The 12,262-nt window shown below is 36.6% G+C and carries 11 protein-coding genes and 2 other annotated features; of the genes, 6 read left to right on the top strand and 5 right to left on the bottom strand.

The features are described from left to right. Positions 1 to 207: 207 nt before the first annotated feature. From ACYFX0_RS09455 to ACYFX0_RS09445, 3 genes are all read left to right on the top strand, one after another. Positions 208 to 771 (top strand): GNAT family N-acetyltransferase, encoded by a 564-nt coding sequence (locus tag ACYFX0_RS09455; protein ID WP_003263049.1) that lies wholly within the window; start codon positions 208 to 210, stop codon positions 769 to 771. A 68-nt stretch (positions 772 to 839) separates the two neighbouring features. Beyond that, complete coding sequence (locus ACYFX0_RS09450; RefSeq protein ID WP_000276126.1) at positions 840 to 1,298, top strand: GNAT family N-acetyltransferase; 459 nt, start codon at positions 840 to 842, stop codon at positions 1,296 to 1,298. Positions 1,299 to 1,419: 121 nt separating this feature from the next. Further along, on the top strand, positions 1,420 to 1,797 hold the full coding sequence (locus ACYFX0_RS09445; protein ID WP_000111564.1) for a hotdog family protein: 378 nt from the start codon (positions 1,420 to 1,422) through the stop codon (positions 1,795 to 1,797). Between the two features lie 37 nt (positions 1,798 to 1,834). Here the strand turns inward: ACYFX0_RS09445 and ACYFX0_RS09440 are convergent, their stop codons facing one another. Continuing rightward, positions 1,835 to 2,380, bottom strand: a complete 546-nt coding sequence (locus ACYFX0_RS09440) for a helix-turn-helix domain-containing protein (RefSeq protein ID WP_001020693.1) — start codon at positions 2,378 to 2,380, stop codon at positions 1,835 to 1,837. A gap of 156 nt (positions 2,381 to 2,536) precedes the next feature. Between ACYFX0_RS09440 and ACYFX0_RS09435 the strand changes: the two genes are divergently transcribed. Together ACYFX0_RS09435 and ACYFX0_RS09430 are read left to right on the top strand one after the other, a co-directional pair. Then, positions 2,537 to 2,941: a DoxX family protein gene (locus ACYFX0_RS09435; RefSeq protein WP_001071553.1), complete on the top strand. Its 405-nt coding sequence runs from the start codon at positions 2,537 to 2,539 to the stop codon at positions 2,939 to 2,941. A gap of 21 nt (positions 2,942 to 2,962) precedes the next feature. Beyond that, entirely contained in the window at positions 2,963 to 3,820 is an 858-nt protein-coding gene (locus ACYFX0_RS09430; protein ID WP_106082503.1) for a VOC family protein, read from the top strand. A 15-nt stretch (positions 3,821 to 3,835) separates the two neighbouring features. Here the strand turns inward: ACYFX0_RS09430 and ACYFX0_RS09425 are convergent, their stop codons facing one another. From ACYFX0_RS09425 to ACYFX0_RS09415, 3 genes are all read right to left on the bottom strand, one after another. Next, positions 3,836 to 4,150, bottom strand: coding sequence for a 4a-hydroxytetrahydrobiopterin dehydratase (locus ACYFX0_RS09425; protein ID WP_000979537.1), 315 nt, complete (start codon positions 4,148 to 4,150; stop codon positions 3,836 to 3,838). Further along, a complete protein-coding gene (locus tag ACYFX0_RS09420; RefSeq protein WP_000163195.1) occupies positions 4,131 to 5,885 on the bottom strand; it encodes an aromatic amino acid hydroxylase in 1,755 nt (584 codons plus the stop codon). The genes ACYFX0_RS09425 and ACYFX0_RS09420 overlap by 20 nt, the downstream gene beginning before the upstream one ends. A gap of 163 nt (positions 5,886 to 6,048) precedes the next feature. After that, positions 6,049 to 6,276, bottom strand: a binding site (T-box leader). Positions 6,277 to 6,326: 50 nt separating this feature from the next. Further along, positions 6,327 to 6,555: a binding site (T-box leader), on the bottom strand. A gap of 201 nt (positions 6,556 to 6,756) precedes the next feature. Then, positions 6,757 to 9,510, bottom strand: a complete 2,754-nt coding sequence (locus ACYFX0_RS09415) for a S8 family peptidase (RefSeq protein ID WP_106082502.1) — start codon at positions 9,508 to 9,510, stop codon at positions 6,757 to 6,759. A 227-nt stretch (positions 9,511 to 9,737) separates the two neighbouring features. On the opposite strand from ACYFX0_RS09415, the gene ACYFX0_RS09410 reads away from it, so the two are divergent. After that, positions 9,738 to 10,970: a TolB family protein gene (locus tag ACYFX0_RS09410; protein ID WP_000826290.1), complete on the top strand. Its 1,233-nt coding sequence runs from the start codon at positions 9,738 to 9,740 to the stop codon at positions 10,968 to 10,970. Positions 10,971 to 11,031: 61 nt separating this feature from the next. On the opposite strand, the gene ACYFX0_RS09405 is transcribed toward ACYFX0_RS09410, so the two are convergent. Further along, a protein-coding gene (locus ACYFX0_RS09405) for an IS3-like element ISBt2 family transposase (RefSeq protein WP_097826534.1) occupies positions 11,032 to 12,188 on the bottom strand; the annotation gives its coding sequence in 2 pieces (ribosomal slippage) (positions 11,032 to 11,936 and positions 11,936 to 12,188; 1,158 coding nt in all). Positions 12,189 to 12,262: the final 74 nt, after the last annotated feature.

Here is a 12,262-nt window from a genome sequence, read left to right as displayed (position 1 = left end):
GAATATTCTGTATTTTATTGTGGGTTCATTTATCCCGCTATTTGCGGGCAGTAAGTCTCCCGCCTCAAAATTCAGCTAGAGCAAAGAAGTTAGATGGGAGATCCACTGCCCGTAAACGCTCGATTGGTGAGGGCTGATAATCAGTGGGGGTGAACAAAATTCCCCACTGATTAAAGTTTCACTTTATAATTAATAGTAACATTTCGTATGCATACAAAACATGATCGTGAAATTAAGAATAAATTAGTGGAAAGGAGTGCAGGCATGTTTCATACAGATCGTTTACAAATTCGCAAATATACAATGGATGATTTACAGTTCTATGCTTCACTATGGGGGAACGAGAAGGTAATGCGCTATATTGGAAATGGGACGTTAAAAACATATATACAGTGTAAAAAAAGTTTGGAGGAGTGGGTCATTCCTAGCTATAAAAACGGTCTCGGTTTATTTGTATTGATTGAAAAGGAAACGGGAACAAGAATTGGTCATGCAGGGCTGGTAAAGCAGCAGATTGATGGAAAAGAGGAAATTGAAATTGGTTATTGGTTACTTCCTCAGTATTGGGGAAAAGGGTATGCAAAAGAAGCGGCGGCAGCATTTCGAGACTACGGTTTCCAAGCATTACGAATGAATAAATTAATTTCTCTCATTAACCCGAATCATCCCGCCTCAATATTTGTTGCTAGAAAGACAGGGCTCAGCTATGAGAAAACAACTTTATTTCATGGGATGGATGTTCTTGTTTATTCCATTAAACGTGTTGGATGAAAAATTACTTTTTTAAAGGTAAATTGCATTTTTTGAAGAATGGTATATGAAAATAAAGGGGGGATTACATGTACATTTATCATAATGGACTTATTATTCGTGAGGGAACGAGTAGCGTACCAGCATATGCAATTAAAGCATTGTTTGAAGATGCCGGTTGGAGTAATGATAATATCCCTTCTTGGCAAATTGAAAAATTTACGATAGCATTTGAAAATTCAACATGGGCTTTCACAATTTGGGATGAAGAAGAGATGATTGCGATGGTTAGGGTCATTTCGGATGGAATTATGATCGCGAATATAGTAAATTTAGTTGTGAAGTGTGAATATAGAGGGAAGGGATTAGGTAAGAAGCTTGTAGCTCTTTGTTTGCAAAAACTTCCCCACGGTGATTGGTTTGCGCATACATCTGCGAACAATTTTGATTTTTATAGAAGTTGTGGATTTGAAGTTAGAGAGCTATCGAGAAATGGAACATGTGCGTACTATGGATATCAAGTCGCGAAAAGAGATGGTCACCGATAAATGAACGGAAAGTAAAAAAGTATAGCGAGGTAATTTTGAGACTTTTGATAATAGAGAATGGATTGAGGCTCGTTTTATGATAAAATAAAAGAAAATTCTGTTTATTATTAGGGGGATAAAAATGAGTGTAAAAGCTGGGGATGTATTTAAATATGAAAGAAGATTTACTGAGGAAGAAGTTTTTGAATTTGCAAATATTACCGGTGATAAAGGTAGACACCATGTGGAATACGATGAAAACGGAAGATTAATGGTTCATGGTTTATTGACTGCTAGCATTGGGACGAAAGTGGGAGAAGAGTTACATTACATAGCAAGAGAATTAGTAAGTGAGTTTATTAGACCAGTTTTCACAGGAGATACGATCACTTGTGAACTAACTTTAACAAATGTTGAGCAAATGGAAGGCTATAAAAAAGTTTCAATCGAGTCAGTTTATCGCAATCAGCATGAAAAGACGGTACTAGTTGGGACAAGTTATGGAATTATAAGGGGATAAAAAAAGAAGCCTGTTAATCAGGCTTCTTTTTTATTATTTAGTAAACACGTTTTCGATTTTCCGCATAACTAGAGATAAGTAATAATGCAGTTTCTTCTCCTATATTACGAACAATATGAGGAACGCATGCATTCCATGAGAAAGAATCACCTTCTTCTACAATTGCAATATCTTCACCGTGCTGAACTTCTAATTTCCCACGTAATACAAGGTGACATTCTTCCCCTTCATGGGCATTTGGTGAGTTTTCTTTCGGGAACCCAGTAGGGATTTCTACTAGAGATAGGCGAAGCCCCCCTTGCTCCGCAACATGTTCAATTCTTTGCTCATCTTTGCCGTATACACTGTATTTCCGTTCTTCTTTTTTGACAATTTTTAAGCGATCTTTTTGTTCTAATAATAAATAGGGAAGGGGAACGTTTAAAAAATTGGAGATCGTTTCTAAAGTTGAGATAGATGGTGATGTCTTATTATTTTCAACCTGACTCATAAAGCCTTTAGAAAGACCTGTTCCCTCGCAAATTTGTGCAATTGTTATGCCTCTACGTTGACGAATTTCACGTATTGCAGAACCAATATTCATAAAATCAAGCTCCTTTTTGTAAACAACTATTTGTATCATAGCAAAAAAAATATATTTTTTCCCAGTGAAAATGAATTGACGAATAAAAAAAATTAGTGTATGTTTTGTAATGTAAATAAAAGTTTTGTATAAGAAAACTATAAAGGAGAGAATGAAATGAATCAACATATTGGTAACTTAATTATTCGTATCGTGTTAGGGGTAACATTCTTCATGCACGGTTTAACAAAATTCCAATCAGGAATTGACAATATTGCAGGATGGTTTACAAGTATTGGTTTACCAGGAGGACTTGCATACGGTGTAGCAACGTTTGAATTAGTTGGAGGTCTATTATTAATTCTAGGTTTAGGTGTAAGATATATTGGATTATTATTTGCACTTGTTATGGTTGGAGCAATCGTAAAAGTGAAATGGTCAGCTGGTTTATTGGGAGATGGAAAAAATCCTGGTTTCGAATTAGAACTTGCATTATTAGCAATGGGTGCATACTTATTTGTTGCAAAAGCTGATGGTTTTGTAGATAATTTCTTAAAAGAAAAAATGTCAAAAAAGAACTAATTTAAATGGGGGGCTAACAAGATGAGTTTTCAACTTCATCCCGATACAACACTTGATGTTGTTCATTTATACGTATCTAATGTAAAGAAATCACTAGAGTTTTATACGGAAGTACTAAGTATGAAGGTGCTAAGAGAAGAAGAAGCAGTCGTTACATTTGGGAATGAAAATGATGAACCACTTCTTATCATTGAAGAAAAGAAAGAAGCTTTTCCGAAGCAAAGAGGAAGAACAGGGTTATATCATTACGCAATTTTATTACCAAGTAGACAGGATTTAGCGAATGTTCTTCGTCATCTTGTAGAGATGGTATATCCACTACATGGCGGAGCCGATCATTACTTTAGTGAAGCTCTTTATTTAGCTGATCCAGATGGAAACGGGATTGAAATTTATCATGATCGACAAAAAGAAGTTTGGCGTGATGAAAATGGAGAACTCCCATTTGTTAGTAACCCGTTAGCTGGTGAAGAATTATTACAGCAAGGAAGTACATGGAATGGCTTTCCAGCTGGTACTGTGATGGGGCATATTCATTTTCATGTAGCTGATTTAGAGGAAGCGAAACGTTTCTATGTTGATGGTCTTGGTTTTGAAGTAACGATTCCAGCTCGTAATGGAGCATTGTTCGTATCTGCAGGTGGTTATCATCATCATATCGGTTTAAATACATGGCAAGGTGAAGGGGTACCACCGCAAATGCCAGGTTCTGTTGGTTTGAAATATTTCACAGTTGTACTAGCGAATGAAAAACAAAAAGAGCAAGTATGTGAAAGCTTAAAAAATATTGGCAAGATTGCTACGTACAAAGATGGAATATTACAAGCCCAGGATCCATTTGGACATTGTATTCATTTCAAAATAAAAGGAGAAGCCTAAAAAGGCTTCTCTTTTTTATTTTCTTATAATTGCTTTTTCGTTTTGTAAAAATAGTTCATCAAATTGTTTTGCAAGCTCAAAATCTAGTTTCGTTAAACCTTTTGCATTCCAAGATGACAAAGTAATAATAACTGCTTTATACTGGATAAGGATAAATGGATGGTGATTATGTTCTTCTGATAGTTTGGCGGCTTCAGAGACAAATTCGACTCCTTTTAAGTAGTCGGAAAACATATATTTTCGTTCAATCCATTTCTCATCTTTTACCATCCATTTATCTACCTTCAATAATTCTTCGTGAACTTCTTCTTCAGTTAATCTTAGCATCATTTTTCACATCCTTTACTGGAAGTAAAGCAAGACCATTGTTAATAAGGCGTGTTACAGCTTCATCAGTTGTGAAAGTAGAAAGTTGTTGTAGTAATGTTGCCGATGCTTCATGCCCTTTGTTATGCTCTAAAAGTAACTCTAATATTTCAAGGCGCAGCAACCATTCTTTCGCATAAAATTTATTTAATACTTCTTGAATTGCTACTAATTGATCGATATGCGCGTTGTGTAAAATCCCCTCACTTCGAATATCTCGCACTGTTTGATACATACGTTCAAGTTCATTCAGTACAAGTGGAGCAGGAAGTCCTTGAACTTCTTCATCCATTGGGAAAAATGCTGCGGCATCTGCGGCACCTGGGAATACTGAAGTGATTTGTGAGCCAACAGCCATATCAAATGCGCCCCATGAAGCATCAAATAAAACGCGGGCGTTATAAGTAACTGTGCAATCGATAAAGGAAATAAGAGCAATTTTCTTATCGTTTTTCACAATATCTGTTACTGTTCCTTTTACATGAATACCACTTGCGAAAGTAAACTCAGCGATAGTTCCAATTGTAATTCCTAATGATTGTAGTTGTTCGTCTGTACAATTTTCTAATGCAATATTTTCAGTGAGTAATCCAATCGGTGTTCCAAATCCGTCACTGTGTACAGAAGTAGAATGATTCGCTAACTGTTTATTATGAAGCGCTAATGCCGTTGGCGAATTTGTTCGCATGTAAATTAATTCACCTGCATCGTTTTCAATTGTCTCGCTAAATGTACCTGTAATTTGTAATCCACTATTTAGCTCAGCTGTTGCATAGTTCTCAGAGCGAATTGCTTTTTCTAAACCTTCTTTTCCACCTGTTTTAAAGGCCATTGTTTTAGAAAATGTTTCAAGCGCATCTGTTAATTCTTCAAAGGATTCACAAACAAATAGTTGTGGTTGCATTTTTGTTACGTCATAAGTTGTCCCTGTACATGCTTCAATAGAAAATGGAACCTTTTCTACAGCGTCTGTTAAGCAATGTTTGCTTTCGCCAACAGAAGAAAGGAGACCAGCACCATATATCTTTGGATCATCTATATTTCCGATCAATCCATATTCTACTGTCCACCAGAAAAGACGTGAAATTTGTTCAGCTTCCGATAAACCAGAAACTAAGTTTTGTTTTTCAATTACAGCATTTTCAGCAGCCTTAACTTCATCAGGAGTAGAAGTAGGGCTTTCTTTTACTATCGTTAATGTACGAACAGCTTCAAATGCATCATGTTCTTCTTTTGTAGAGAAAGCTTTTGCACCAATTTGCCCAAAACGTTTCACATATTTTGCATATGTAGGATCAAGTAAAATCGGTGCGTGTCCTGCGGCTTCGTGTACGATATCTGGAGCTGGTGTGTACTCGATATTTTCTACTTTCCGGATATCTGTTGCAATCGGTAGTAATCCGTGTCCTTGAAAATCGAAGAATGCTACGCCAGGAATAAGTCCGTCAATTGTTACAGCGCCCCAGCCGCTTGGTGCCAAACACTCATTCATTTCTTCTACTTTTGGAATTGCATCTATATTAATACCAGATGATTGTAGTCCGTTCACATAGGCTGGATGAGCAACGTCTTTTAAGAAGCTATGATTTTGTCTCATAATATAACGCCACACAGCGTGATTCACCGGTGTGTATTGATCATAATGTTGTGTGGATACAAATGGTTTTAAATGCGATGGAATTTCTGTTTTCTTTGTCATTTAGACATCCTCCTTTTTTTCAATAAAATTGAATATCGATTTCGAATAGCTTGTATCACCCCCTTTCATTATTTGTAAGCGCTTATAAAATTTTATCATAAGATTCGGAATTATTTAACATATGTTTCTGTGATAAATAGAAAAAGCCCCTATCGGAAAATCCGATAGGGGCGAAAGAATCGCGGTACCACCCTATTTGTAAGTGAAAATATACTTACATCTCAATTAATGATAACGGAAAAATTCCGTCTTTTCCTTCATGCATAAAAGCACTACGAAAAAGAAGCTCCAGAATTGTAATTCATACTTATATATGTGCTAATTTCCACCGACCATTAGCTCTCTGTAACAGGGATATAAGGTACTACTGCGATTCTTTCAACGCGTATATATGAAATTGTGTAAGAGGATGGATGCAAAAAAGTCCCTATCGGAAAATCCGATAGGGACGATAAAAATCGCGGTACCACCCTATTTGTAAACAACTAATTGTTTACCACTCACTTTACGATAACGGAAAGATCCGTCTTTCTCTTCATGCATAAAAAGCATTACGGGAAAGAAGCTCCAGAATTGTAATTCACGCTTGTATATGTACTGATTCGCACCAACCATCAGTTCTCTGGGACAGTGATATAAGTCGCTACTAGCATTCCTTCAAAGCCGATATATAATTCGTTCAACTAAACTATGTTTTGTATTATAAAACTATATTAAAAAAATTGTCAACAAAAATTTTTTATCCCGTGTTAATGAGCAGTAAAATTCCTACCTCAAAATTCGGTGGGAGAATAATTGCCCGTAACCCCCGATTGGTGAAGGCTAATAATCAGTGGGGATGAACAAAATCTCTACTGATTAAGGCTTCACTTTATTTCACTTCTAAATTAACAGTTAAATTAGAGGTATTGCCAGCTGCATCAGTTGCTACAATGTGAATAGTATTTTTTCCTTCGTGTAATTGAGTGCGATCGAAATAAATGTCATAGCTTTTCTCCCAAGGGTTCAGGAATGCCTGTTCCCATACACCATTTCCGTTAATTTCATATTGCATTCTCACTGGAATACCAGGTGCTATCCAACCAGATTCTGACATCCAATCTAGTAGAATATCATCAACTTTTCCTCTAATTACGAGATTTTCTTGGTCAACTTCGTGTGTTAACTTAGGTGCAGTTCGATCAAGAAATACAGCAGCTGTTTGTTTTGTTTCTCCGCCAGAATTAGAAGCAACTGCTTCGATTTGATATAGCCCGTCAGCTAAAGGAGTGCCATCTGCTTTTGTACCATTCCATTTGAAAGGTTTGTATCCAGGAGTTGCATTTTTAGCTTGATGGATAATCCCTTGATACGTTACACGTTCTTTCGTAACTAAATTTGCATGTAATGTTACATCATCCACAGGGGCAACTAAATAGTAGTTGATGAGATTATCATCTAGTACGTGGTCGCCATTTGGGCTAAAAGTAGAATTAATAATTTCAAGTCCATCGATACGTTTATAATCTTTAGGATCGATACTAAATGTGAATGGAATTCGAATTTCTTCTTTTGCCCCTTGTTCTTTTACATATACATTTCCAGTATACACACCTTGTGGTAGTGAGCTATCTACCGTGATAGTAAATGGTTTTTCGGTACTACTATTCGGTTGTATGCTAATCGATGAAGGGACAGAAGTTTTTACTTTTGTTTTTGTGTTTGCATCTAATAATTCCACCCGAGTTGAAAAACTTTTCTTTTTACTAGAAAGGTTTTGTAATGTAACATTTTGTGTTAGTTTTACTTTTCCGCTATTGGGCTTAATAAGACCAAAGCTGACATTGTTAGGTTTTACTAATATATTTGTTTGAGCTGCTTTCGGAATGTTAATTAAACCAGATCCTTGTGCCATAACAGGGTATGTATTTTCATTGACATCATGTAATGTTTTTGCATTGTTAGCAAGTGCCGCTTTCAATTGTTCTGTCGTCCAATCAGGATGCATTTGACGCAAGAGGGCAACCGCTCCAGCTACTTGCGGAGCAGCCATACTTGTTCCGTTATGCGATTCATATCCGCCTCGCGGTACTGTACTAGTAATTTGTACTCCAGGTGCAACAACATCAGGCTTTATTAGCCAACTTCCTTGTGATGGTCCTCTTGAACTAAAGTTACCGATAAGTTCTGTGTGCTTTGGTTGTCCAATTTTTATATTTTTCTTTCGTTTTGTAATTAAAGTTTTTAATTCTTCCCCATTTGTATTTGATAATTGCATTACTGGGACAGCTAGATGTTCACGTGAAAAATATTCCGGCATCATATTAATTTCTTTTTCGCTAGAGATTAATAACACACCAAGTGCACCAGCTTGCTTCGCTTGTTCTGCTTTTACTAATGTACTAGAAGTACCTTGTAAAATAAGTGCGAATTTCCCTTTCACATCTTGTTTTGCATAATCACTTGGATTGCCATAACCAACATATACAAGAGGAGAATCATTTCCTATTGGAAAATCGGATTTTGATAATGGTAACCCTTGATATGTTTTGCTGGAACCAGTTACTTGGAATGTTGGAAACGGGATAGAAACCGTAGATGCTCCAACAGAAATGACACTACTTGCGTTACCGGGAGCATCAACAGACCAAGGTTTTGGTCCGTCATTTCCATTTGAAACGACAGCAGTAACACCAAGTTTCGCTGCTCGTTCTAACGTTAATGTTACAGGCTGATCAGGTACATTTAAATCCTGCCCAAGGGAGAGGTTTAACACATCCGCACCATCTTGAATTGCTCGCTCAATTCCTTGGATAATATCATCTGTTGTACCAGTTCCACCGTCATTCATTACACGATAGGCTAGAATAGAAGCGTTTGGAGCAACGCCTTTAATTTTTCCATTACCTGCAATAATTCCAGCTACATGAGTACCATGTACGTTACCATCCATTGGATCGTTATCTTCATCAACCGTGTCATATCCACCGATATAATTTGCCTTTAAGTCAGGGTGTGTATAGTCTACGCCAGAATCGATAATGGCTACTTTCATGCCTTTTCCATCAAGCGGTTTGCCAGATGGATCTTTTAAATTCCACGCTTCAGGTGCACCAATTGTCAGTCCACCGGTATTTGGTGCTTCTTCGTTAGTAGCACTTTTTGATGTTTCATGCAATTTATATGTTAAGTTCGGATAGACTGCTTTTACTTCAGGTAAAGAGGCAAGAGAGGTAATTTGATCTCCAGGAACTGAAATAGAGAATCCAGAAAATAACGTATTATACACTTCTTTAATTTTTGCACCAGGTGCTTTTTCTTTTATTTTCTTAGTCGTATCTTCTTGTGCTTTTTTTAGCTCAGCATGATAAGACTGCGCATTACTATTTTGTAAATCTGGAGCATGCTGAATATTAGTTTGAGCAGCGAGAGGTGCATGTTGTAATTCTACAATTACTGATATTTCTTTTGTTGTTTTCGTTTCAACATTTTGAGCGATTTTATGTTCTCCCCACTGTTCAATCGTTGTTTTTAATTGTGGACTAAATTGCTTCTCCTTTTGTAGTGATTCAGCATGAGCGCTTAAAGCTCCAAAACTAGAAAAGACAAGCGCCATGCTTAATAGTGTAGATGTAGTTTTTTTCATTGATACTCCCCCTAATAAAAGTGCTAATATTCAGAAATAAAATCTTACATTTAATTTGGAAATTATAAATATAAATGTTGGCTAAACTATACTTTCGACATAATTCATACCAATCCTCTATGGATTGAAAATTTCTTGGGAAATTTTTTCTGATTATGTCGAATCGATATTTTTCACATATTGTAGGGAGAAAGTGAGGAATGCTATGAGGGAAATGGAGTGATGGTATGAAAAGGCTAATGGTAAGTGGTAGTGTAGTGTTGTTTATGTTTTTATGTTCTATCACTATTACTAGTGCAGAAAATAATAGTGTGAAAGTTGCTTTTATTCGTCATCATAACCTTTGGATTAAAGTTGATGGGAAAGAAATACAGATTACAAAAGGAGAGTACATAACAGGGCCGAAGTGGTCATATGACGGGGAGTGGCTAGCATATGTAAAAGGGAAGAAACAAAGTATTCTTGAGTTATATCGGTTGAAAGATGGAAAAAAAGTTACGCCGTTTCACTCAGAAGCATCGAATTATCAATGGTCACCAACAGAAAATATAATTGCATTTATATTTACAGGTACATTAAATACATTTGATGTAGAAAAAAAGAATGCAGATTTTGAAAATGTATCGGCTGGTGTAGGGGATTATGCATGGTACCCCGATGGAAAGAACTTTCTTGTATCCTCTGAAGCGAACTTACTTCCAACAGGATGGACAGGGGCTCAGCTATATGAAGTGCAAAAAGATGCACATATGAATCCTCACAAAATGAAGCATTTGTATGCATTGCCAAATGAACATGATGATTTCCTAGCGCTAGTAGCAAGTGGCTTTAAGTGGTCACCAGATCAAAAGTGGATTTCATTTTTAGCAGTACCGACAGCTTCATGGTCAGCTGATAGTAATACGCTTTGCTTAGTTCGTGCAGATGGAAGTCGGTTTGAAAAAGTAGATCAAATGTTATTAAACGAACAATGGTTTCAATGGGCACCATCAAAAAATATATTAGCTTATATTGAAGGGAGCGGAAGAGTTACATTAGAAAATAAACATTTAAAAGTAAAGGAATTGCCAGCACTTCAGCAGAACATATTTACGCCGAAAGGATATGTTGATTGGGATTTTGTATGGAAGAACGATAGAGTAATTATCGTTTCACGAGCAAAAGAGGCAGGAATAGAAACTCCACCAGAAAAAAGGCCACTACCATCTTTATATGAGGTCGATAGTACAAGTAATGCACAGCATCAAATCACAAAGAAAACGAACAAGCAAGGGGATTACCACCCGATCTTCATGAAGAAGAGTAATCAATTAATTTGGATACGTTCAGACCGTAAGAAAGCGGATGTATGGCTTGCTCATAAAGATGGGAAACAGGAAAAGAAGTGGATTGAAAATATAGATGTACCAGCGTGGTATTATGAGAAATGGAATTGGGGAAATGTTATCTCGGTGAAATAACAATAAAAAAACTGCCTAAAAAATGAAGTGAACCCCGAAAACGGGACACCAATCAAAACACCTAAACCACTTGTTCCCTAAATTCTTTAGGGGATAGGTGGTTTAATTTTTCTTGAATTCGCACACAATTGTAGTAATGAATGTATTCTAGCACAATCTTTCGCACAGTTGTGTTGGATACTTTTGTTATCTTTTGTGAATAGAAAGCTTCACTTTTTAAATGACCAAAGAAGCTTTCCATGACGGCATTATCATGGCAATTTCCTCTCCGGGACATGCTGGTGATCATGCCGTTTTCTTTGGCATACGCTTGAAATTCTTTTGCTGTATAAATACTTCCTTGATCCGAGTGAAGAAGGACATCTTTTACTTTTCGCCCTCTCATTGCTTGTTTCAATGTTTTCATCGCTAATGTCAGTGTTTGTGATTCGCTGATGACACAACTAATAATTTCACGATTAAAGGCATCCATGATCGTTGATAAATACAAGGTACGCTCTCCAAATAAGAGATACGTCACATCCGTAAACCACTTTTCATTTGGTTTGGATGCATCGAATTGGCGCTCCAATCGATGAGGGGCTACCATTGGTTCCGCACCATTGATATATTTCTTTTTCTTTCGACGCACTTTTGAAAGAATATGATTTTGTCTCATGATTCGTAATACTTTTTTATGATTGACACACAGTCCCATTTTTCGAAGAGTAGCGGTCACTCTTCGATATCCATACCGGAATTTATGCCTAAGACAGACGTCCTTTACTTTTTCTTCTATATCATCTTTCAGATCTTCCGTTCGTTGTAACCAACGATAAAATGTAGAACGGGGTAATTCTAATACGTTACACAAGTCTTTTACCGTTATTTTTGTTTGTACATTTCTCCATAAAGTAACTACAGTTTCTGGTTTCAGCCCCTTTCGATTTCCAGATACTTTCCCCATACAAGTAATTTTGTTTTTAGATGTTTATTTTCTAAACGTAGCTGTTCTAATTCACTGAGCTCTTTTGGTCCTTTTCCATAAGAATATTGTTTTCCTACAGGTTGTTGAAAACGGTACGTTTGATCGGTACGATACCACTTCATCCACGTCTTAATTTGGGAAACATTTTTAATTCCAAGCTTCTCCATAATTGTCCAATTGGAATATCCATCCTTTTTCATTTCAATCACTTTCCACTTTACTTCTTCTGGGTAATGAACTCTTGTCTTCAAACGAAAAACACCTCCAATGAATTTGCATACTTAGTATGCGAATTCAGGAGGTGTTTTTTTCATGTACCACTATT

This window comes from Bacillus sp. NEAU-Y102 (genome assembly GCF_054788175.1).
The sequence above is the reverse complement of the archived record's forward strand: the minus strand, read 5'-3'. Positions and strand labels throughout refer to the sequence as shown.